The sequence below is a fragment of the Ciceribacter sp. L1K22 genome, assembly GCF_017599385.1.
Classification (GTDB): Bacteria; Pseudomonadota; Alphaproteobacteria; order Rhizobiales; family Rhizobiaceae; genus Allorhizobium.
On the sequence record NZ_JAGFPK010000001.1, the window covers coordinates 1,479,432 to 1,499,093 of the forward strand.

Below are 19,662 nucleotides of genomic sequence, written 5' to 3' on the forward strand. Positions count from 1 at the left end.
CCCGGAGCGATATGCGGCGACAGTTTCGCCCCGAAAGCCCTGAAAATCGCGAGGGCTCAGCTCATCGACTGGCGCTGGAGGCTGACGAAGAGAACGAGGCCGGCGCCGCGCTTCTCCATCGCGATCACGTCGGACTTGGCGATGGCGAGGGCGGCGACCGGGCCGAGCATGATCCCGGCGAGCAGCAGGAGCCGGAGACTGGAGGCGGCGGCGGAGCGGATCGTTGCGGTCATCGTCTTGTTCCTTCGTCGGTCGTGTCGTTCACAGTGCCGCAAGGCACGAGAGCGATGATGTGAGCGGGCAGTGGACTGCAGCGGAAAGGCCGCGCGTCTCCCGGTTGACGAGGGCGGAGACCGTGAAGGCAAAGATCGTCATCGTCAGCGTGAGGATCGTCAGTCGCCGTGCGATCTTTCCCATGTTGCCCGTCCCGTCGTCGTTATCGGTGGATCGATGATGACGTTATGAAGGGTCCCGCCTGAACCTTCTCTGAGACGGGGGTTCATTTGGCGTTCAGGGTTGTTAACGGCCTCCCGGAGGCCGTCTCGGGAACGAAGATCAAGGCCGCCCGTTCATCGGTGGCAACGAAAGAGCCCGGGACGGATGATGTTCGACACCTTCAAGCTGGAGATGATAGACCTTCCCGAGACGACTTTGCGTGTTCGCCATGGTGGGGCCGGTCCGCCGGTTCTCCTCCTTCACGGTCATCCACGGACGCATACGACGTGGTATCGGGTAGCACCCCTGTTGGCCGAAAGCTTCACGGTGATCTGTCCGGATTTGCGCGGCTTCGGCATGTCGGCCAAACCCGATCCCGATGACGATCAAGCCTCCTCGAAGCGGGCAAAGGCGCGCGACTGCGTGGCGCTGATGGAGCAACTGGGCTTTGAGCGCTTCAGCATCGCCGGTCACGACAGAGGCTGTTATACGGCCTTCCGCACGGCGATGGACCACCCGGATCGGGTGCAGAAGTTCGCGGCGCTCGACGGCGCTCCGATCTTGGACGCGCTCGAGCGCTGCGACGCCAAATTCGCGACCCTCTGGTGGCACTGGTTCTTCTACGCTCAGGTCGACAAGGCCGAGCGCGCGATCCTGGCCGATCCGGAACGCTGGTACGGCGGAAACGCGGAGGCCATGGGCGAGGAAAACTATCAGGATTTTCGCGCGGCGACCCGCGATCCGTCAGTGGTTCGCGGGATGCTCGGCGACTACCGCGCCGGCCTTCGTGTCGATCCTCTCCATGATCAGGAAGACCGCCGGCTCGGACGGAAGATCCAGTGTCCCGTGCATGTGTTGTGGTCGCGCAGGGACGATCTGGAAGAGCTCTATGGCGATGTTCTCTCGATCTGGCGTCCCTGGGTCAAGGGCGATCTGACCGGTACAGGTATCGATAGCGGCCACCACATGGCCGAGGAGGCGCCGGACTTACTCGCAGCGGAACTGTCGCGGTTTTTCGACTCCTCTGCCGAAGATCTCTGATCACCGACATGGGCGACCCTAGTCGTGGTCGCTCACCAGCAGCCGCACGCTCCTGTCGACGACAAGGCGGACGCGGCCACGTTCGGGACGCTCGAGCCGAATATTCCCTCGCCGCTCGTCGAGGCGACGCGTCAGGAGAATGAGCCTCGTCTCCAGATTATCCTTGTAGTCCGGAAGAAGCAGCGATTGATGACGACGGATTTCCTTGTTGAAGAAGTCCGTTGTGCCGCTTTCGGTGAACGCTTGGAGGAAGTGCCGGAAAAGCCGACCGGCCACGCCCCTGATCAGGTATTCGTCGTTCAGAAACACGGACCCGTCGCGCGGATAGAACCGAACCCGCAAGGTGGGTGGGGTGGCTGCCGCAGCGGAATAGCTGCTGACGCGCCGTGGAAAAGGACGAGCAAGGGGGACGGGGTTCCCACGGGAGAACCAGAAATTTAAATCGAACATGACGTGAATCTCAATCAACCATGGCTATTTGAAGGGTGTTCGGCGAGAGGGCGGGACGCACGCCGTCCGTGCGTCCGCCGTTGCCTGATCTCAGTCGATCGGCGGCCCGACGAATTCGATGCCGTTACGATTGCAGAGCGCGAAGAGCCTCTGCTGATCTTCGGCTGCGAATGGCACCTGCGGAGGGATTTCAGGGCGTTCGGCTGCAACAGACGCTTCGCGGACCATGCTTTCGAAGCGCCCGTTGGTGATCGTGAGAAAGCGGCCACGCGGTGACAGCACCTTGAAGGCGTGCGTCCTGCCGCCCTTGACGTGCAGCGTTGCGCCGCTCGCCAGTTCCGAGATCTGTCCATCGAGCATGAAGCGGAACGAGCCTTCGAGAATGTAGAAAGTCTCGTCTTCGTGGTGGTGGACGTGAGGCGGAACGAAGAAACCGCCAAGCATGTCATGCTCGATCAGCGAAACGCCGGCGGCGCTTTCCGTCTGCGAGAGCAGGATGTTGAGATATGCATTCATAAACCAGCGACCGTTGTCGGACATGGCGAAAACCTCTGATAACCGGTGCCGCCAGGGCGACACACTCTGATGGGGGATAGGATAAGCAATCTTCACATCGCGAGACTTGCTCGCGCCGGTCGACGCGGCCGTCGTCGTCGGGTGACGCTTCCCTAGCCAAAATCGGGGGACTTGATAAGATCAATGATCACGCATCACTGTTCGGATAATCTGCCATGAAGACTATAGATCCCCTCTCGGGTATCGCCGCGTTCCTGAGTGTGGCCCAAAGCCTGAGCTTTACGAAGGCGGCGGAAGAGCTGCAGATGTCGCGCGCGACGGTCAGTGCGCAGATACACGACCTCGAAACGCGGTTGGGCACCCGGCTGTTGCAACGCACGACGCGCGCCGTGTCATTGACGGAAGCCGGGACGGCATACCTACAGGCGCTGAGCGGTGTCCTGCCGCAGATCAGGGAAGCGGAACGTGCGGCCGCGTCGTTCCAGCAGGAAGCGGTGGGACGGATGAGGATCTCCACAGCGCCGGATCTGGGGCCGGATCACGTCGCGCCCGCCGTCGCGGCGTTTCTGAAGCTCAATCCCGGGCTTTCTATCGATCTCGACCTGTCACTCGACACCGTCAACCTGGTGGAGGAGAACTTCGATCTGGCTATTCGCGGGACAATATCCCTGGAGCCAAATGTCATCACGCGGCAGATCGGTTCGTCACCAGTTGTCGTGTGCGCTGCCCCCGATTATCTCGCGCGTCATGGGGTGCCCAGCCATCCAAACGATTTGACGAAGCATGCATGCCTGCACTTCTCGAAGCTCAGATGGGGAAGGGTGTGGCACTTCAGCCGTGGGGAGACAAGTCTGCGTGTACCGGTGCTGCCGAGGCTGGAATGCAATGACGGCCGCACCCTGTTTGCGGCGGCGGTGGCCGGCGCTGGCATCGTGCTGGAACCCGCCTTCGTGGTCGGGCCCGCGATCAGGGAGGGAAAGCTGGTGGTGGTCCTGCCGGAGTGGTCGATCACGACAATCCCCGTCCACGCGGTCTATCCGGCGAACCGCCACATCGCGATGAAGGTGAAGTCCTTCGTTTCCTTTCTCGCCAACCACTTGGCGGGGCATCCCGACTTGGGCTGAAAGACAGCGATCGCCTGTCAGATATCGGCCGCGGCGAAAATGGCCGCCACCCAATCCAGGAACACACGAAGACGTGCCGAGGTCTGGCGGTTCTGCGGGTAGAGCGCGGTCAGCGGTGTGGGCGAGGGTGGGTAGTCGATCATCACCTCCACCAGGCTGCCATCGGCAAGGTCGCGCTGGAGCCGGTAGCGCGGCGCCTGGATGAGGCCGAAGCCGAGGCGTGCGAGGTCGCTCATCGTGTCGGAATTATTCACTGTCACGCGGCTTTTTACAGGGACCAGCCTGACCTTCCCGGCCTCCATGAACTCCAGCGGCATGACCTCGCCCGTGCGGGAGGACACGAAGCCGACGCAGAGATGGCTGGCGAGATCATCCGGACGTTTCGGCAGGCCATATGTTTCCAGGTAGCCGGGACTCGCGCAGGTGATCTCCGTGATCGTCGCCAGCCGCCTGCCGATCATGCCGCTGTCCGGCAGGTCTCCCGCGCGGATCACGCAATCCACACCCTCCCGCACCAGATCGACCAGCCGATCACCCTGGCCGATATGCAAATCGAGTTCCGGATAGCGCGAAAGGAATTCCGGCAGGTGCGGCAGCAGGAAAGTACGTGTCAGCAGCGGGTGGGCATCGATCCGCAGCAGGCCACGCGGGCGCGCATCGCGAAACGCGTTATCGGCCTCCTCGACCTCCGACAGGATCGCAAGGCAGCGTTCGTAGTAGGTCCGTCCCTCCAGCGTGGTCGTCACATGCCGCGTCGTGCGTTCAAGCAATCGAACGCCGAGATCGGCTTCGAGACGCTTGATCGCTTCCGTCGCCGTCGAGCGGGAGAGCCCGAGATCGGTGGCGGCCGCCGAAAAGCTCCGGCGGTCCACGACGCGGACAAAGAGGGTCATGCGGTCGAGGCGGTCCATGATAATTGTTCGCCACACACGAATTGAGATGTCAATTGCTGGATGATTGTTTTCAGGGAGCGACACGACATTTTATGTCCAGACACCAACGGAAAGGACAAGGTCATGTCAGACACACCCATGAAAACCGCCATCGTCACGGGCTCGTCGAAGGGAATTGGTGCCGCCATTGCCAAACGCCTTGCGCGTGACGGGTTTGCGGTCATCGTCAACTATGCACGGGGCGCCGATGCCGCCGAGGCGGTGGTGGCCGATATACACGCCGCCGGTGGACGCGCGGTTGCCGTCCAGGCCGACATCGGATCCCCCGAAGGATTGAAAACTCTCTTCGACGCAGGGCAACAGGCCTTCGGCGGCGTCGATGTCCTGGTCAACAATGCCGGCATCATGCAACTCTCTCCGATCGCCGAAACGGCGGATGAAGACTTCGAGCGGCAGGTCTCCATCAATCTCGGCGGCGTCTTCCGCGGCGCGCGCGAGGCGGCCAAGCGGCTGCGGCAGGGCGGCCGCATCGTCAATTTCTCCTCCAGCGTCGTCGGTCTCTACCAGCCGACCTACGGTGTCTACGCCGCCACCAAGGCCGGCGTGGAGGCAATCACCCATATCCTCGCCAAGGAACTTGGCCCGAAAGGCATGACCGTCAATGCGGTGGCTCCGGGGCCGGTCGAGACGGATCTGTTCATGACCGGCAAGCCCGAGGACCTGGTGAAGACCATTATCGGCATGAACCCGCTGAGGCGCCTCGGCCAGCCGGAGGACATCGCCAACGTCGTGTCCTTCCTCGCCGGTCCGGACGCCGGCTGGGTCAACGGCCAGGTCATCCGCGCCAATGGCGGCGTGGTGTGAGGGAGGTAGTCATGGAAAAGACGATTCTGATTACCGGCGCGTCGAGCGGATTCGGCGCGATGATGGCCCGCACGCTTGCCCGCGCCGGACACCGGGTCTACGCCTCGATGCGGGACCTGAAGGCCCACGACGGCAAACCCGTCGCGGAAATCGAGGCGCTGGTCGCCGCGGAGAACCTGAAGCTGCTGCCGATCGAACTCGATGTGACGTCGGATCATTCGACTGAGACGGCAATTGCGCGGATTACTGAAGAGGCCGGCGGACTTGATGTCCTGATCCACAATGCCGGCCATATGGGTTTCGGCCCTACGGAAGCCTTCACACCGGAACAACTGTCCCGGCTGTACGACGTCAATGTCGTGGGCGCCCACCGCATCAATCGTGCGGCACTGCCGTCCATGAGAAACCGCGGCAAGGGACTGGTCGTGTGGATCGGCTCCAGCAGCACCCGCGGCGGCACGCCGCCGTTCCTCGCCGCCTATTTCGCTGCGAAGGCCGGCATGGATGCGCTGGCGCAGAGCTACGCGCTGGAACTGTCGCGCTTCGGTATCGAGACGACGATCGTCGTGCCGGGCGCCTTCACCAAGGGAACGAACCACTTCGCCCATGCAATGCAGCCGGCCGATGGCGTCCGTGCTGACGCCTATTGGAACGGCCCCTATGCAGGGGTCGACAAGACGGCGCTCGAAGGCCTGGCGAGCCTGGAGCCGGTCGATGCCGATCCTGAGTCGGTTGCACGTACCGTTGTGGAGATTGTCGCCATGCCGCACGGCAAACGTCCGTTCCGTGTCCACGTCGATCCGTCGGAGGATGGCGCCGAGATCGTCAATGGCGTCGCCGATCGCGTCCGTGCGCAACTGCTCGAACGCATAGGCCTCCGAGACCTGCTTCATCCCGCAACGAAGTGAAAGGAAAGACCATGCCCTTCGTCAATATCAAGACTCCCGAAGCCGCCCTCACCAGGGCGCAGAAGGAAGAGATCGTCCATCGTACCACGGATATGCTCGTGGAATATTTCAGCGAAGCGGCGAGGCCGCATACCATGGTGCTGATCGAGGAAGTGAAGGACGGCGGCTACGCGCGCGCCGATGAGGTCTTCATCCTGCCACCCGAGTATCGCGCCGCCGACTGAGGCACCAAAAACAAGAAGACCATCCGTTGGTGGACCGGCGGATGGTTTGTCGTTCAAGGCTCAGCATCGCGGGAAAGCTCGACACCTCCTCCGCATGACACCATGGCCCAGAACCGTGTCACTGAACCATTTTGCCCGATGAGGCGAATAGGCACCGTCCATACAGGGATCAGATCGTTGTAGTCCGCGTCCATCAAATCCATTTCGACGGACTGGAACGGATATCTGCGCATAAAAGACGGGCGTTTGAGATAGGAGTTAATGGAGGCTTCAAGTTCAGATGTATTCATCTTGGGGCAGGTTCTGGTCTCTGCGCAGCTCACTAGTACTGACAGACCGAGTGTAGCGACAATGGGAACAATGAATTTCAATTGAAAAGTTCTCCATTTCCGCTCCAGTGCACAGCAAGCCCCCAAGTGATATTTATATCATAGTTAGTTCCGCCAATCGTCGCGCCTGCGTAGGTGAATGCTTCGTCCACCCAATTACGGTGGCTTGAAGGATTAAAGTCATATACATCTGAATAGGCGGTTATGCGACCATCGAACTCCCAGCTTCCATCTTTTTCTCTTGTAAAATCCCCGATCAGCTTAAGACTAATATTGCCGAGGTAAGCCCCCGTAACGAAATTATCGTTAGCTGTATCGTACGCAAATTTCGACACCGTAATCTCTTTTGTGCCCGTTAAAGACTTGTCTCCGATGTATCTGTCTAGCTGATTGATTCCGCCGGACCTGACCTCCGATGCGGACACTTTCAAACCTAGATTTTGAATAGAAACATTCATGTCTTCCCCTTTGCCAAACATAAAATGGCTGAATGCCGCGAAAGGGGTTGCGAAGTTTCCAGAAAATTTGTTGTCGTAATCACTGTAAGATTTTGGAGTGACTGGATTGCCCAGGCTGGTGAGTTTCTGGTCTAGGTCGGATAATTTTCCACCCACTTTTAGGATGTTTTCATAGTATGAGTAGCCGTACATTGCCGTCTTGAATGCAGCCAAGTCATCTTCAGCGAGCGTATCTAAGACTTTCGCTAATACATTGTAGCAATTTATCTTTTCAAAAAGAGATTAGGTTTTTTCCGTCCAGTATTTGTTGTATGCGTCAATTGCAATATCAATTATTTTCTGATGCATGAACCAGTCGGATGCAAAATTGTTATTGCTAACCCAGTTGTTGAAGGACGTATAATATCTTCCTGTTATTTCTGTGTATCGAACTATTATTGGACGAAGTACTGTCTCGCTCATCGACGGTGCGCCTGTGATTAAACTTGAATGAATTAATCAAGTTATATATTCTCCGAATTCGATAGTCGAACGTCTTAACGAAGCCGTGCTGCCGAAGGCTTCCCCACTTCGAGTCAGTGGTTCGCTACATGGCTCGAAACTCTAAGCCTCCTCGCATCATGTCGCGCCCCGACTGACAGGGCCGAAACAAGAAGGCCACCCGCCAGGCGAACAGGCGGGTGGCCTTCACGTGCGCGGCCCGGTACCCCTGCCGCTCCGCGCGCGCTGTCGCTTAAAGCCGTGTCCAGGTCTGGCTCTTGCAGAAGACGGACATGACGCAGCCCTTCATCTGCAGCGAATTGCCTGACACGCTGCCAGATCCGGAATAGGTCTTGTCGGCTTCCGGATCGGTGATGGTTCCCTTGTAGGTGCCGCCGCTGCCGGCCATCTTGCCGATCTGCTTGCCGGAATGTTTGCCGGACTTGAGTGTTACGCAGTAGCTGCCGCCACAGGGCGCGATCTGCGCCGTGGCGCCGCTCGCCGTTTTCCAGTTGCCGACGATCGGCTCTGCCGACTGGGCGCTCGCCGCCGTGAATACCAGCGCTGCCGCAAGTAGAATTGCTCGCATCTTCAGTAGATCCTCCCGTGAAAGCCATATCTCGCCGCCCCGGTCATCCCTTTGCGGCTTTCCGGTGCGCGCGTCGCCTCCCGCGAGGCCGTTCCGGAGGTTAAGAAATATCTTACGCAAACGTAAAGGTAAATAGGTTTCGCAGCCCAAATTCCACCGATGCAAACGGGGAAGAAGCCCGAAAATAAAGGCTTTCGGATTTTGCGAGTGTTTTTCGTGGTTAGCGTTCGGTTTACGGCGCCGCATGAATATTGCGTAAATTTTTCGATGAATTCCCGCAATTGCAGGCAATGTAGTGCTTAACGGAATCCGAAGTTTACGAACGGTTTGTACTTTGTTTTCAGCAAATTAATCATGCATTTTAAGCGAGCGTTGAAAGGCGTTTGGCATAGTTGGTCCATCAAACGAGCAGGGAAAACCTGCCGGGCTTAAAAGGTTCAAAGACAGTCGCGAAAGACGACAGGAACCTCGAAGGCAGCTCCTCAAGGGGCAAAACAGGGACAGACGAGACAACAGGCTAAACAGGGACAAAACCAATGGCACGCTTTGAAATGCACAATTCCGAAATGGCCACCATGGGTGGCGAGACCAAGGCTGATGTTTTCCGCGACATGGGCCTGATGTATGCGACCGGCCGTGGCTGCCAGGTCGACCTGGTCTCCGCGCACAAGTGGCTCAACATCGCCGCGATCAAGGGCTGCGACCGCGCCGCCGAGCTTCGCGCCGATCTCGCCCAGACCATGTCGAAATCCGAACTCGCAGAGGCGCTGCGCGCTGCCCGCGAATGGATGACGATGCACTGAGCCGACAGGCACCGACAAGTTTCTAGGGCGCCCATGACGGGCGCCTTTGGGAGGCAGAAGAAGAACCCTCTTGCGAGGGGACCGTGGTGGGGGACCTTTGGACGGGGCCATTGCCAACACATCGAAAGCCGCGACCGGCAGGAACAAGGCCGGCGCGGCTCTTTCTTTGCGCGATGCGGGGATAGTCAGGTGGTCGGCAGCGTTTGCCGGAAGCTGTCGCGGGTCGTCATGCGTTCCCACCAGCGAACAAGCCCCGAATGTTCAGCAAACATGTTGCGTCCTTCCGGGACCTTTAGAAAATAGTCGATCATCGGAACAACGTGCAGGTCGGCGAGCGACAGATTGTCGTCGGCGAACCAGGCCTTCGACCCTATGATGTCCGAAAGAGCTTTTAGGCAGACTGGAGCAAGTTCACGCGCCCGCTCCAGGCGGGCGGTATCCGGCAGTTCACCGCCCTCGGCCTTGGAGACCAGTTCGACATACAGACCCCAGACGAGATGTGGATAGAGATAGCCGTCGGCAATGCTGATGACTTGGTTCATCCGCGCGCGATGTTGCGGATCCGACGGCTGCAACGCCGGCCCGGCAAAGGCCTCATCGATGTAGCGGGTGATGGCCCCGGTCTCGTAAAGCCGAAAACCGTCATGCTCGAATACCGGAATCTTGCCGAATGGATGTCGCACGAGATGTTCGGGGGATGGACCGCCGGGCGCGAACACGTCGACCGAAATAAGGTCATGATCCACGCCCTTTTCGTGAAGGGCAAGACGGGCACTGCGCACATAGACGCTGTAATCGGCTCCGAACAGTCTCGGCTTTTCCATCGTTAGCCCTTCAGAGGCCTTTCAGCACCTGTGGAAGCGCGGCCTCGAACAGCGCCATATCGGCATCGACGCCGGTCGAAACGCGGATGCAGCGGTTGAGCGGCGCGACACCCGGCATGCGGATGAAAACGCCATGCTCCATCAGACCGTCGACGATGCGTTTTGCATGGTCGCCGTCGCGGCCGCAGTCGATCGCCACGAAATTCGTCGCGGAGGGAAGCGGCTCAAGCCCGTTGGCGCGGGCGATGGCGGAAATCCGCTCGCGCGATGCATGTATCTTCGCGATAACCTGCTGGAGGTAGGTCTGGTCTTCCAATGCGGCGAGCGCGGCGATGACCGACAGGCGCGGCATGCCGAAGTGGTTGCGGATCTTGTCGAAGGCGGAAACGGTTCCGGCCGTGCCGATCGCATAGCCGACGCGGGCGCCGGCCATGCCGTAGGCTTTCGAGAAGGTGCGTGTCCGAATGACGTTCGGCAGGTCAATAAGGGTTAAAAGCGATGGAACCGATCCCTGCGGTGCCGTCTCCGAATAGGCTTCGTCGAGGATCAGCAGCGTGGTTTCCGGAAGAGAGCGTGCAAACGCCACGATGCTGTCGGCATCCCACCAGCTTCCCATCGGATTGTCCGGGTTGGCGAAATAGACGAGTGGGGCGTTCTCGCGCTTTACCGCCGCAAGCAGGCCGTCGAGGTCTTCGCGGTCGTTGACGTAAGGCGTCGTCACCAGCCGTCCGCCGAACCCGTTGACGTGAAAGTTGAAAGTCGGATAGCCGCCGAAGGACGTGACCACTGGCATGCCCGGCTCGATGACCAGCCGTACGATGAGACCGAGAATGTCGTCGATGCCCTCACCGATCGCGAAATTCGACGGGTCGAGAGCGAGATGTTCCGCGAGCGCCTGCTTCAGCGCGAAATTCTCCGGATCGGCATATCGCCAGATGTCGCCGGCGCGGTCGCGGATCGCCTGCAGGACGGACGGTGCCGGCCCGAAACCGCTCTCGTTTGCGCCGATGCGGGCTTGCACCTTAAGCCCGCGATTGCGCTCGATAGCCTCGGGGCCGACGAAGGGGACAGTGGAGGGAAGGGCGGCGATCAGCGGCGTGAAGCGCGAAAAACTCGACATGGCAGGTCCTGGCAGTTCCGAAGGCGACCCACAATAGGACGGAAAATCCCCCGCGCAAGTTCACGCGGGGGCCGTTCCTGACGTATTCGCGGAAGAATTTTTCAGTAGTCGCGTCGTGGCGCCCGGCCCATGCCCGGCGGGAATCCGATCGTCGGCCCGGGTCGTTTCTGTCTGATGTCGTCGCCTTCCAGGAAGTCGGCACGGATGATCCGGTGCAGCATGTCTTCCGGGATCGGCGCGATGAATTTTACGCCGACGCGGCTGCCATTACGGTAGATTTCCGCACAGCCGATGCGTCGGGCAAGGCCGATGACCTCGAGATAATAATGCTGCGTCAGGCCAATCGTGGTCGACATCTCGATCCCGGCGCCGCCTTGCGAGATATCGAGAAGCTCGCAATTGCGCATGGAAATGCGGCTCAGGCAGGGACTGACCGCCATGATGCGAGCCGGACGCCGCACATGGAAGCGTTCCCACTTCCGGGTGTACATCTCCGAGTCGATTGCTGCCAGATGCGTACCTTGCATGGTCTTCCCTCGTTTCACCGCGATGGTGCACGTTAAGGCTCGCCTAAAACTCTTCCATTGCGGTGAAGGGAAACGCTAAACCTTTAGCGTTTCTTAAAAAATGCGGAGCTCCTCCTTGTTTTGCGGGCTTTCGCATCTCGCGATGCGGATCATCGTGTCGCCACATGGATCGATTAAGCTGTTGGAAACGTTAGGGAGAGGCAACGTCAACCAGAAGGGAGAGACGCATGAAGTTCAACATACCCTGGAAATCGTGGGTGATCGTCTGCGACGGCGCCAAGCTGCTGCTTCTCAGGAATGAAGGCGACACAGAAATCCTTAATCTGGCTGTTGTCGATCAGGACAACCAACCGAACCAGCCGGACCGTGACCTTGCAGCCGACAAGCCCGGGCGGAGTTTCGCGTCTCACGGAACCGGACGGAGCGCGATGGAAGAAACCTCGTTTCATGCACAGGCAGAAGAAGATTTTCTGAAGGGCGTGGCCGAGATGCTGAACGCGAAGGTCTATTCGAAGGAGATCGAGCGCTACGTCCTGGTGGCGCCGCCCGGCGCTCTCGGTATCCTCCGCAAGTCCCTAAACCAGGGCGCAATTGACGCCATGAGCGCGGAATTGCCGAAAGACCTCGTCAAAATGCCGGTATACGACATTGAAAAGCATCTGAACGCGGCAAAGGCCGCCTGACATTCGGCTGGCGGGACAGCGTGGTACGCTGGGCCGCCGGCCGCTCAGTTATGCAGTTCGAAGGACAGCCTGACGACGTGGTGCAGGTATTCCGGATCGATCAGCATATTGAAGCCGACGGTGAGCTTTTCGGCCTCGCGCCGGATCACCGTGCAACCGATTTCATCGCGCATGCCGAGGATTTCCAGGAAGAAATTGCTCGGCACCGGCACATGGGGGCTGACCTCGATCTCCGCGCCATGCAGCGAGATCTTCCTGATCAGGCAGCGCATGCTGTTTTTCGTGCTCAGATGATGGCCGACGAAGATGATGCGACCCGGCCGGTCGATGGTAAACTTCTCGTAAATCTGGTCCGGCGGGATCTTATCTTTTGCGTCCCTGTAAACCTGCAAGGGCATGGCGCCCTCCCTAGACTTGTTATCAGGGTCCCATAATAGCTCAGCTTTGCTGACGAAACCTGAAGATGATCGTTAAAGTCCGAGTGAAGCGCGGCGCGCTGTCGCAGTGTCCAGCGCTGTTGACAGCGGAAGGTAATGCTCCCATATGTGCGGCCGGTTGAGGCGCCGGCCGCCCGCGGGTGAGAGCCCATGGTGAAGTCCTCCTTGTCACTGACAGTCCCGTTTTCGCGCATGCGTCGATGGGGTAATGCGGGCCCCCGATTGCCAATACGCATGCCACCAAGATGGAGGCTGCCATGACCATGGCACATGTAACAACCGATGACCTGAAATCCCAGGCACGACGGCTGCGCGATGCGATGTCCGCGGCCGGCACGCCGTTAACGCATAGTGCCGCCCTGGAGATGATCGCCAAGAGCCACGGCGCCCGCGACTGGAACACGATCGCGGCGCAAGCGCAGCGCAATGATAACGCCCCCATGCCGCCGGCTGTCGTCGGTGCGACCGTGACCGGGGAATATCTGGGTCAGCGGTTTCGCGGCAAGGTGCTCGCCCTGTCCAAGCTGTCTCAGAGCGAATACTACTCGATCACGCTTCATTTCGATGAGCCGGTCGATGTCGTCACCTTCGACAGCTTCTCCGCCTTCCGGAGCAGGGTCAACGCGACGATTGACGGTAAGGGCGTGTCGCCCCGCCATACCTCGAACGGCAAGCCGCATCTCGTGCTGGACCACGACTGAGCCTGGCGACGAACAAAAAAGACCGCGGCGATTGAAGCCGCGGTCTTTGCCGATGTCTTGGAAGACTTACTGGAACGCCTGAAGACCGGTCTGTGCCCGGCCGAGGATCAGCGCGTGGATGTCATGCGTGCCCTCGTAGGTGTTGACGGCTTCCAGGTTCATCACATGGCGGATGACGCCGTATTCGTCGGAGACGCCATTGCCACCGTGCATGTCGCGCGAGACGCGGGCGATATCCAGCGCCTTGCCGCAATTGTTGCGCTTCATCAGCGAGATCAGCTCCGCCGGCGCCCGGTGTTCATCGAACAGCCGGCCAAGGCGCAGGCATCCCTGGAGTCCGAGCGCGATTTCCGTTTCCATATCGGCGAGCTTCTTCTGGATGAGCTGGGTCGCGGCGAGCGGCTTGCCGAACTGCTTGCGGTCGAGCGTATACTGCCGCGCGGCGTGCCAGCAGAACTCGGCGGCACCCATGGCCCCCCAGGCGATGCCGTAGCGGGCGCGATTGAGGCAGCCGAAAGGTCCGGCCAGCCCGGATACGTGCGGCAGCAGGTTTTCCTCCGGCACGAACACCTCGTCCATCTGGATCATGCCGGTGACGGAGGCCCGCAGCGAGAATTTGCCTTCGATCTTCGGCGTGTCGAAGCCCTTCATGCCCCGCTCGAGGATGAAACCCTTGATCTTGTTGTCGTGCGCGTCGGACTTCGCCCAGACGACGGCAACGTCTGCGATCGGCGAATTGGTGATCCAGTTCTTGGCACCGGAGACGAGATAGCCGCCATCCACCTTCTTTGCGCGGGTGATCATCGACGACGGATCGGAGCCGTGGTCCGGCTCTGTGAGGCCGAAGCAGCCGACCCATTCGCCTGAAGCGAGCTTCGGCAGGTATTTGGCGCGCTGCTCGTCCGTTCCGTAGGCGAAGATAGGGTGCATGACGAGTGATGACTGAACGGACATGGCTGAGCGATAGCCCGAATCGACCCGCTCGACCTCGCGCGCCACGAGACCGTAGGATACGTAGTTGGCGCCGACGCCGCCGAACTCCTCGGGGATCGTCGGGCCAAGAAGGCCAAGTTCACCCATCTCGCTCATGATTTCGCGGTGAAAGATTTCATGGCGGTTTGCCTCGGTCACCCGGCTCATCAGCTTGTCCTGGCAGTAGGCCCGGGCTGTGTCGCGAATCATACGCTCTTCATCGGAGAGCTGATCCTCCAGCATAAACGGATCGGCCCAGTCGAATGGCGCCATCTTGGCGCGGGCCTGTTCGGGTGTTGCTGAGTGATGCTCGCTCATGGGTTCGTCCTTCCCGGAATAGCTACGGCGTTTGACGCTATAGCTACACCAGGTTTGGATCGAGGAAAAGCCTTGTGATGCAAGGTGTTTAAGGAAAAATAATCGGCTTCGGACGGACTGAGATCATTCCATTTTCGAATGATCTCGTTGCTGCGCTTATCAGAGAATGAAATCGCCCGAACTCATGGAGGTGAGACCGGAAACCTTGATCTGGAAGTCGGAGACGCCATCGCCGTTCACGTCGGCGAAAAGCACGCCGCCGGAAAAGCGCAACTCGCCGGCGTCCCCGCTGAAGCTGGACCGTCCGATGAAATCGAACGCCTGATTACCGCCGCGTGTGGTATCCGCATCGATCGCGGACAGATCGATATAGTCATGCTGGCTGCGGCTGAAGTCGGTGATCGTGTCACGCTGGCTGCCTGGACGCGAGTCCGACAGGGAAGTGAAGATGAAGGCGTCGCTGCCGGAGCCGCCGGACAGGCTGTCGCGACCCGAGCCGCCGACAAGCAGGTCATTGTTGGCGCCGCCCGACAGGGTGTCGTTGCCCGATCCGCCGTAGAGGCGGTCGTTGCCGCCGTAGCCGCGCAGCACGTCACTGCCGCCATCGCCCCAGAGGCGGTTTGCGCCATCGGTCCCGAGGATGGTATCGCCATAACCGGTTCCGACTGCATTTTCGATGCTGATCAGCGTCTCGTCTTCTTTGTCGGTAGCCGTTGCGAAGCCCTTGTAGAGGTCGACGTACACGCCGTAACCCCGCAGGTCGCCGTCATCGTCCTGGATTTCGTAGCTGATCGTATCGGTGCCGCTGCCGCCGTGGAACGTGTTCGCCCAGCCGACGGAGAAAAACACGTCGTTGCCGGACTCACCGTTATAGATGCTGTGATAGGTTTCGGCGTAGATGGTGTCGTTGCCGGTCCCTGCATTGATGGTGTCGACATAGCTCGACGCGGTGGAATAGCCACGACCGTAGTAGACGTCCGCACCGTCGCCCAGGTAGATGCCGTTGCCGCCTTCGAATGTGTTGTAGACACGGTCATTGCCGCTGCCCGCCGACACATAATTGAAGCCACCATAGCTGCCGATGTAGATCCGATCGTTGCCGCCATAGGCATAGATGTTGAGGTCCGCGCCGTAGTCATACGCGTCGATAATGTCGGAATAGCTGGTGCCGTAAACGTTCAGTGCCATGGGTCAGCCTCGTCGGGTTCATGTTCCTGTTGATGGTCATGAAACAACATCGTGCCTGAATGGTGGCTGAACGGTGGTATCGTGTTGATTTTTCCGTTTCTTGACGGGAGCCATGGGCCACGCTACCGCTGCAATCGTCCTTTGAATCCTTTTGGATATCGAGTGAATCAAGGAGTGTGGCGTGACCGGCAGGCTAGTGATCATCGGAGCAGGGCAGGCGGGATTCGCGCTTGCGGCGAAACTGCGTGCCTTGAAGGACGCGCGCCCGATCACGATCATCGGCGGCGAGGCTGACTATCCCTACCAGCGACCGCCTCTCTCCAAGAAATACCTGCTGGGCGAGATGAGCTTTGATCGACTGCAGTTCCGCACGTCCGACTGGTATCCGGAAAACAATGTCGAGGTGTGGCTGTCGACCTTTGTCGAGGCGATCGACAGGCAGGCGAAGTCGGTCCGCTGCGGCGATGGCCGCAGCCTCGATTTCCACACGCTGGTCATTGCAACGGGATCCTCACCCCGTCGGCTCCCCGACGAGATGGGCGGTTCGCTCGGTGGCGTTTACGTCGTCCGCGACAAGCAGGACGCAGATCGTCTGGCCGCAGAGATGAAGCCCGGCCGCAAGCTTCTCGTGATCGGCGGCGGTTACATCGGTCTCGAGGGTGCGGCCGTCGCGCGGCATCTGGGACTCGAGGTGACCGTGATCGAGATGGCTGAACGCATTCTCCAGCGCGTCGCGTCAAAGGCGACCGCCGATGCAATGCGGGCAATCCATGAAGCCCACGGCGTCTCGATCCGCGAGAAGACGGGGCTGACGCGCCTGCTGGGTGTCAATGGTCAGGTAACGGCCGCAGAACTGGCGAGCGGCGAGGTGATTGATACCGACCTCGTTATCGTCGGCATTGGGGCGAGCGCCAACGACGCGATCGCCACGGCGGCCGGCATCGAGACCATGAACGGCATCGTCGTCGACGAATTCGCGCGCACTTCGGATCCGAATATCTTCGCCGCCGGAGACTGCGCGCTCCTGCCGTGGGATGGCGGTCGTGTCAGGCTCGAATCGGTTCAGAACGCCGTCGATCAGGCGGAGGCAGTTGCCGCTATCCTTGCGGGCGGACACGACCCTTACAGGCCGAAGCCGTGGTTCTGGTCCGATCAGTATGACGTGAAGCTGCAGATCGCTGGTTTCAATCTCGGCTATGACAGGACCATCGTTCGGCCCGGCGCCCGCGAGGGCAGTCAGTCGATCTGGTATTACAAGGAGGGCATTCTCGTCGCCGTCGATGCGATCAACGACGCCAAGGCCTATGTCACGGGAAAGAAACTGCTGGAATTGGGCCGAAATGTCGATCCGGCCGTCGTCGCCGACGCCTCGTCCGACCTCAAGCAACTGATTGCCTGAGGCCGGGGAGGGAGGTTTAGTTGAGGCTCGACTTGTCGACACTGCGTTCCAGGATCGGAACGCACATGTCGAGATCGTGCGACGCCAGATGCGCGTAGCGCATGGTCATCGAGAGCGTCTGGTGGCCGAGCCACATCTGCACGCGGCGGATGTCGATGCCACCCTGGACCAGTCTCGACGCGCAGGTATGACGCAGCACGTGCGGCACCACATCCTTGTCGTCGGAAAGCCCGATCTCGTCCTTGGCGGCGTGCCAGGCGATCCGGAACTTCTGCTGGTCTATTCCGGCGAACGGTCCGGCGCGACGCTTGTCGCCCGTCTCGATCACCTTCTGTGCTCTGGCCGTTAGCGGGACCGAGCGGCTGCGGCCGGATTTGGTCACCCAGAAGGTCACGCGTGATCCCTGGATGTCGTTCCAGCGCAGTCCCAGGCCTTCGCTAAGCCGGGCTCCGGTATCCACGAGGAAAACACAGAGCCGGTAATAGTCTTCCGACTTCGCCCGGATCGTGGAGAAGAGTTCGAGTTCTTCGTCACGGTCGAGGAAGCGGATTCGTCCTGCTTTCTCCTTCTGCCGTTTGAATTCCGGCAGACTGTGAATGTCGCCCATCTTTAGCGCCTTCCGCAGCAACTTGCTGAGCGCCGCCATCTTGCGATTGATGGTTGCGTTGCTGTTACCGCGCTTGCGCAGAGCGCCTATCAATGCGTCGAGCATCTCCTGGTCAAAGGAGGAAAACTCGCGAGGGACGAGGAGATCGTTCAGCTCCCCGATGAAGTTCGTCACATTGTATTTGTGACTGCCGTTGGTCCAGAGGATGTCGCCATACTTCTGAAACAACTGCTGGAGGGATGTATCCCTGACGACCTTGAACCTGGACGTTTGTCCATAGTGATAGTTCAGATTGTAGACCGGAATCTCGACGTCCCTTTCGAAATCCTGTCTGCCGTCTATTAACGCATTGCTCAAACTCAGTTCCCCTCAGATCGGTCCAGCCTTCCTGGCTGATCACCATGAGTGTCAGAGCAAAAGTTATAGATGAAAACTAATTTTGTAAACAACAATTATGATGGCAACAATTTCCCTTCAGCGGCACGCGTGTCATGCGTCCCTCTGTCTGATTGATAATGCCCTGCCAGTGTTGAAACGAGAAAGCCCGGTCGAGACCGGGCTTTCGTGGATCGATGTTCGATTAGAACGAACGCTGCAGGCGGAGGAAACCATCCCACTGGCTGTCGGCGTCGTCGACGTCGGTGTACTGGATGCTTGCCTTGGTGGTCAGGCCTTCAGCCAGCTTGTAGTCGAAGGTCAGACCTGCGCGCCATGCGCTCGGGCCGAAGTAGTCACCATCGGCATCGTAAACGATGTTATCCCAGTACTGGGCGCCGGGGGTGATCGTCAGACGCTCGGTAGCCTTGATGGCGTACGAAGCAGCGATCGACCATTCCGAGAAGTCCCAGTAACGGCTGGCGCCGGACGACCATACACCAGCAACGCCGAGAGTGCCCGGGCCGAGTTCGGCGGTGAGCATAGCGCGGACTGCACCGTCTTCGAAGCCGAAGTCGTAACCGCCGTTGATCGACAGGTTCACGCCGCCGAAGGTGGCGCCGATCTTGCCTTCAACGCCGACGTCGTCGCCTTCGTTGGTCTTCCAGCCGGTGCCCGAGTCGAAGTTCGAAACGGCAGCAGCAACCAGGAAGGCGTCAGAGCTGTAGGTGTAACGGATCGTGTCGTTCAGCGTGTTGCCGCCGACATAGTCACCGCCCGGCAGAACGCCAGCTGCGCCAACCGACGAGAGCGGGCCGCCGTCGAACATATCGGTTTCGCCGTTCAGACCTTCGTCCCAGAAGTTGTAGAAGTAACCAACTTCAAGGCCGCCAACGGTGATGACAGCGGTGTCGATGAATGCGTTGGTGCCGTTGCTGCGCGAGTCAGCTTCGAGAGCAACGTAAGCGCCGACGGTGCCGAGCTCGGAGTCAGACTTCGCGTCGAACTCGAGGTAAGCGCGGCTGTTGGTGCGGTAACCGCTGTCGAGGAAGTCGTTCTCGCCGCGGAAGTCGATCTGCGTACGGACGTAGCCGCCGATCTTGAGGCAGGTTTCGGTGCCGGGGATGTAGAAGTAGCCGGTGCCGAATGCGTCGCAAACGCGAACGTATTCCATCGGCTCGGGCTCAGCAGCGACGATTGCGTCGGCAGCCTGAGCGCCGGAAACTACTGCCAGAGCAGCAGCGGAGCCGATAAGAAGGCTCTTGATGTTCATATTGACCTCCAGTCAATTATAAACCCGAAAGCCCGGAAAACCGGGCTTTTGGGGCTGGAGGGGCAAAATGACCGTCGGTTTGCGGTGGTGCACGGCAATCAGGCCGCGCGAAGGGTTAGGGAGG

The 19,662-nt window shown here is 59.7% G+C and carries 25 protein-coding genes; 9 read left to right on the forward strand and 16 right to left on the reverse strand.

Annotated features, from left to right (window positions below):
- Window positions 1-56 precede the first annotated feature (56 nt).
- Together J5J09_RS07415 and J5J09_RS07420 are read right to left on the reverse strand one after the other, a co-directional pair.
- Window positions 57-233 (reverse strand): hypothetical protein, encoded by a 177-nt coding sequence (locus tag J5J09_RS07415; RefSeq protein ID WP_208549026.1) that lies wholly within the window; start codon window positions 231-233, stop codon window positions 57-59.
- Between the two features lie 28 nt (window positions 234-261).
- Complete coding sequence (locus tag J5J09_RS07420) at window positions 262-417, reverse strand: hypothetical protein (RefSeq protein WP_208549027.1); 156 nt, start codon at window positions 415-417, stop codon at window positions 262-264.
- 186 nt (window positions 418-603) lie between these two features.
- On the opposite strand from J5J09_RS07420, the gene J5J09_RS07425 reads away from it, so the two are divergent.
- The gene (locus tag J5J09_RS07425) at window positions 604-1,476 is read left to right on the forward strand and encodes an alpha/beta hydrolase (RefSeq protein WP_208549028.1); all 873 of its coding nucleotides are present in this window, start codon (window positions 604-606) and stop codon (window positions 1,474-1,476) included.
- An 18-nt stretch (window positions 1,477-1,494) separates the two neighbouring features.
- On the opposite strand, the gene J5J09_RS07430 is transcribed toward J5J09_RS07425, so the two are convergent.
- Together J5J09_RS07430 and J5J09_RS07435 are read right to left on the reverse strand one after the other, a co-directional pair.
- Window positions 1,495-1,785 (reverse strand): hypothetical protein, encoded by a 291-nt coding sequence (locus tag J5J09_RS07430; RefSeq protein WP_208549029.1) that lies wholly within the window; start codon window positions 1,783-1,785, stop codon window positions 1,495-1,497.
- A 231-nt stretch (window positions 1,786-2,016) separates the two neighbouring features.
- Window positions 2,017-2,466, reverse strand: coding sequence for a cupin domain-containing protein (locus J5J09_RS07435; RefSeq protein ID WP_208549030.1), 450 nt, complete (start codon window positions 2,464-2,466; stop codon window positions 2,017-2,019).
- Window positions 2,467-2,657: 191 nt separating this feature from the next.
- Between J5J09_RS07435 and J5J09_RS07440 the strand changes: the two genes are divergently transcribed.
- Window positions 2,658-3,566: a LysR family transcriptional regulator gene (locus J5J09_RS07440; RefSeq protein ID WP_208549031.1), complete on the forward strand. Its 909-nt coding sequence runs from the start codon at window positions 2,658-2,660 to the stop codon at window positions 3,564-3,566.
- 17 nt (window positions 3,567-3,583) lie between these two features.
- On the opposite strand, the gene J5J09_RS07445 is transcribed toward J5J09_RS07440, so the two are convergent.
- The gene (locus J5J09_RS07445) at window positions 3,584-4,477 is read right to left on the reverse strand and encodes a LysR family transcriptional regulator (RefSeq protein ID WP_208549032.1); all 894 of its coding nucleotides are present in this window, start codon (window positions 4,475-4,477) and stop codon (window positions 3,584-3,586) included.
- Window positions 4,478-4,582: 105 nt separating this feature from the next.
- On the opposite strand from J5J09_RS07445, the gene J5J09_RS07450 reads away from it, so the two are divergent.
- From J5J09_RS07450 to J5J09_RS07460, 3 genes are read left to right on the forward strand one after another with little or no spacing between them, the layout of a single operon-like run.
- Window positions 4,583-5,323, forward strand: a complete 741-nt coding sequence (locus J5J09_RS07450) for an SDR family oxidoreductase (RefSeq protein ID WP_208549033.1) — start codon at window positions 4,583-4,585, stop codon at window positions 5,321-5,323.
- Between the two features lie 11 nt (window positions 5,324-5,334).
- Entirely contained in the window at window positions 5,335-6,231 is an 897-nt protein-coding gene (locus J5J09_RS07455) for an SDR family oxidoreductase (protein WP_208549034.1), read from the forward strand.
- A gap of 11 nt (window positions 6,232-6,242) precedes the next feature.
- Window positions 6,243-6,455: a 4-oxalocrotonate tautomerase family protein gene (locus tag J5J09_RS07460; protein ID WP_208549035.1), complete on the forward strand. Its 213-nt coding sequence runs from the start codon at window positions 6,243-6,245 to the stop codon at window positions 6,453-6,455.
- Window positions 6,456-6,508: 53 nt separating this feature from the next.
- Here the strand turns inward: J5J09_RS07460 and J5J09_RS07465 are convergent, their stop codons facing one another.
- The 3 genes from J5J09_RS07465 to J5J09_RS07475 form a co-directional block, all read right to left on the reverse strand.
- Window positions 6,509-6,745, reverse strand: coding sequence for a hypothetical protein (locus J5J09_RS07465; protein WP_208549036.1), 237 nt, complete (start codon window positions 6,743-6,745; stop codon window positions 6,509-6,511).
- A 77-nt stretch (window positions 6,746-6,822) separates the two neighbouring features.
- Complete coding sequence (locus tag J5J09_RS07470) at window positions 6,823-7,455, reverse strand: lipid II-degrading bacteriocin (RefSeq protein WP_208549037.1); 633 nt, start codon at window positions 7,453-7,455, stop codon at window positions 6,823-6,825.
- Window positions 7,456-7,975: 520 nt separating this feature from the next.
- Window positions 7,976-8,311 (reverse strand): DUF2147 domain-containing protein, encoded by a 336-nt coding sequence (locus tag J5J09_RS07475; protein ID WP_208549038.1) that lies wholly within the window; start codon window positions 8,309-8,311, stop codon window positions 7,976-7,978.
- Window positions 8,312-8,847: 536 nt separating this feature from the next.
- Between J5J09_RS07475 and J5J09_RS07480 the strand changes: the two genes are divergently transcribed.
- On the forward strand, window positions 8,848-9,114 hold the full coding sequence (locus J5J09_RS07480; protein ID WP_208549039.1) for a sel1 repeat family protein: 267 nt from the start codon (window positions 8,848-8,850) through the stop codon (window positions 9,112-9,114).
- A 185-nt stretch (window positions 9,115-9,299) separates the two neighbouring features.
- On the opposite strand, the gene J5J09_RS07485 is transcribed toward J5J09_RS07480, so the two are convergent.
- From J5J09_RS07485 to J5J09_RS07495, 3 genes are all read right to left on the reverse strand, one after another.
- Entirely contained in the window at window positions 9,300-9,938 is a 639-nt protein-coding gene (locus tag J5J09_RS07485) for a glutathione S-transferase family protein (RefSeq protein ID WP_208549040.1), read from the reverse strand.
- Between the two features lie 10 nt (window positions 9,939-9,948).
- The gene (locus J5J09_RS07490; protein ID WP_208549041.1) at window positions 9,949-11,058 is read right to left on the reverse strand and encodes a pyridoxal phosphate-dependent aminotransferase; all 1,110 of its coding nucleotides are present in this window, start codon (window positions 11,056-11,058) and stop codon (window positions 9,949-9,951) included.
- A 101-nt stretch (window positions 11,059-11,159) separates the two neighbouring features.
- Window positions 11,160-11,585, reverse strand: coding sequence for a PilZ domain-containing protein (locus J5J09_RS07495; RefSeq protein WP_246745799.1), 426 nt, complete (start codon window positions 11,583-11,585; stop codon window positions 11,160-11,162).
- A gap of 227 nt (window positions 11,586-11,812) precedes the next feature.
- Here J5J09_RS07495 and J5J09_RS07500 point away from each other — a divergent pair, with 227 nt between their 5' ends.
- A complete protein-coding gene (locus J5J09_RS07500; RefSeq protein ID WP_208549042.1) occupies window positions 11,813-12,268 on the forward strand; it encodes a host attachment family protein in 456 nt (151 codons plus the stop codon).
- Between the two features lie 44 nt (window positions 12,269-12,312).
- On the opposite strand, the gene J5J09_RS07505 is transcribed toward J5J09_RS07500, so the two are convergent.
- Window positions 12,313-12,666, reverse strand: coding sequence for a PilZ domain-containing protein (locus tag J5J09_RS07505; protein ID WP_208549043.1), 354 nt, complete (start codon window positions 12,664-12,666; stop codon window positions 12,313-12,315).
- A 296-nt stretch (window positions 12,667-12,962) separates the two neighbouring features.
- Between J5J09_RS07505 and J5J09_RS07510 the strand changes: the two genes are divergently transcribed.
- Window positions 12,963-13,406, forward strand: coding sequence for a glyoxalase superfamily protein (locus tag J5J09_RS07510; protein ID WP_208549044.1), 444 nt, complete (start codon window positions 12,963-12,965; stop codon window positions 13,404-13,406).
- A gap of 66 nt (window positions 13,407-13,472) precedes the next feature.
- On the opposite strand, the gene J5J09_RS07515 is transcribed toward J5J09_RS07510, so the two are convergent.
- Both J5J09_RS07515 and J5J09_RS07520 read right to left on the reverse strand, forming a co-directional pair.
- Complete coding sequence (locus J5J09_RS07515) at window positions 13,473-14,696, reverse strand: acyl-CoA dehydrogenase (protein WP_246745800.1); 1,224 nt, start codon at window positions 14,694-14,696, stop codon at window positions 13,473-13,475.
- A 159-nt stretch (window positions 14,697-14,855) separates the two neighbouring features.
- A complete protein-coding gene (locus J5J09_RS07520; protein WP_208549045.1) occupies window positions 14,856-15,884 on the reverse strand; it encodes a calcium-binding protein in 1,029 nt (342 codons plus the stop codon).
- A 181-nt stretch (window positions 15,885-16,065) separates the two neighbouring features.
- On the opposite strand from J5J09_RS07520, the gene J5J09_RS07525 reads away from it, so the two are divergent.
- Window positions 16,066-17,283: an FAD-dependent oxidoreductase gene (locus tag J5J09_RS07525; protein ID WP_208549046.1), complete on the forward strand. Its 1,218-nt coding sequence runs from the start codon at window positions 16,066-16,068 to the stop codon at window positions 17,281-17,283.
- Window positions 17,284-17,299: 16 nt separating this feature from the next.
- Here the strand turns inward: J5J09_RS07525 and J5J09_RS07530 are convergent, their stop codons facing one another.
- Window positions 17,300-18,247, reverse strand: coding sequence for a site-specific integrase (locus J5J09_RS07530; RefSeq protein WP_208549047.1), 948 nt, complete (start codon window positions 18,245-18,247; stop codon window positions 17,300-17,302).
- Window positions 18,248-18,470: 223 nt separating this feature from the next.
- Window positions 18,471-19,538 (reverse strand): porin, encoded by a 1,068-nt coding sequence (locus J5J09_RS07535; protein ID WP_208549048.1) that lies wholly within the window; start codon window positions 19,536-19,538, stop codon window positions 18,471-18,473.
- Window positions 19,539-19,662: the final 124 nt, after the last annotated feature.

What these genes read in the sequence shown, in the direction of transcription:
- J5J09_RS07415 (WP_208549026.1), bottom strand. Translation starts at nt 233, where the DNA reads ATGACCGCAACGATCCGCTCCGCCGCCGCCTCCAGTCTCCGGCTCCTG.
- J5J09_RS07420 (WP_208549027.1), bottom strand. Translation starts at nt 417, where the DNA reads ATGGGAAAGATCGCACGGCGACTGACGATCCTCACGCTGACGATGACG.
- J5J09_RS07425 (WP_208549028.1), top strand. Translation starts at nt 604, where the DNA reads ATGTTCGACACCTTCAAGCTGGAGATGATAGACCTTCCCGAGACGACT.
- J5J09_RS07435 (WP_208549030.1), bottom strand. Translation starts at nt 2,466, where the DNA reads ATGTCCGACAACGGTCGCTGGTTTATGAATGCATATCTCAACATCCTG.
- J5J09_RS07440 (WP_208549031.1), top strand. Translation starts at nt 2,658, where the DNA reads ATGAAGACTATAGATCCCCTCTCGGGTATCGCCGCGTTCCTGAGTGTG.
- J5J09_RS07445 (WP_208549032.1), bottom strand. Translation starts at nt 4,477, where the DNA reads ATGGACCGCCTCGACCGCATGACCCTCTTTGTCCGCGTCGTGGACCGC.
- J5J09_RS07450 (WP_208549033.1), top strand. Translation starts at nt 4,583, where the DNA reads ATGTCAGACACACCCATGAAAACCGCCATCGTCACGGGCTCGTCGAAG.
- J5J09_RS07455 (WP_208549034.1), top strand. Translation starts at nt 5,335, where the DNA reads ATGGAAAAGACGATTCTGATTACCGGCGCGTCGAGCGGATTCGGCGCG.
- J5J09_RS07460 (WP_208549035.1), top strand. Translation starts at nt 6,243, where the DNA reads ATGCCCTTCGTCAATATCAAGACTCCCGAAGCCGCCCTCACCAGGGCG.
- J5J09_RS07465 (WP_208549036.1), bottom strand. Translation starts at nt 6,745, where the DNA reads ATGAATACATCTGAACTTGAAGCCTCCATTAACTCCTATCTCAAACGC.
- J5J09_RS07475 (WP_208549038.1), bottom strand. Translation starts at nt 8,311, where the DNA reads ATGCGAGCAATTCTACTTGCGGCAGCGCTGGTATTCACGGCGGCGAGC.
- J5J09_RS07480 (WP_208549039.1), top strand. Translation starts at nt 8,848, where the DNA reads ATGGCACGCTTTGAAATGCACAATTCCGAAATGGCCACCATGGGTGGC.
- J5J09_RS07485 (WP_208549040.1), bottom strand. Translation starts at nt 9,938, where the DNA reads ATGGAAAAGCCGAGACTGTTCGGAGCCGATTACAGCGTCTATGTGCGC.
- J5J09_RS07490 (WP_208549041.1), bottom strand. Translation starts at nt 11,058, where the DNA reads ATGTCGAGTTTTTCGCGCTTCACGCCGCTGATCGCCGCCCTTCCCTCC.
- J5J09_RS07495 (WP_246745799.1), bottom strand. Translation starts at nt 11,585, where the DNA reads ATGCAAGGTACGCATCTGGCAGCAATCGACTCGGAGATGTACACCCGG.
- J5J09_RS07500 (WP_208549042.1), top strand. Translation starts at nt 11,813, where the DNA reads ATGAAGTTCAACATACCCTGGAAATCGTGGGTGATCGTCTGCGACGGC.
- J5J09_RS07505 (WP_208549043.1), bottom strand. Translation starts at nt 12,666, where the DNA reads ATGCCCTTGCAGGTTTACAGGGACGCAAAAGATAAGATCCCGCCGGAC.
- J5J09_RS07510 (WP_208549044.1), top strand. Translation starts at nt 12,963, where the DNA reads ATGACCATGGCACATGTAACAACCGATGACCTGAAATCCCAGGCACGA.
- J5J09_RS07515 (WP_246745800.1), bottom strand. Translation starts at nt 14,696, where the DNA reads ATGAGCGAGCATCACTCAGCAACACCCGAACAGGCCCGCGCCAAGATG.
- J5J09_RS07520 (WP_208549045.1), bottom strand. Translation starts at nt 15,884, where the DNA reads ATGGCACTGAACGTTTACGGCACCAGCTATTCCGACATTATCGACGCG.
- J5J09_RS07535 (WP_208549048.1), bottom strand. Translation starts at nt 19,538, where the DNA reads ATGAACATCAAGAGCCTTCTTATCGGCTCCGCTGCTGCTCTGGCAGTA.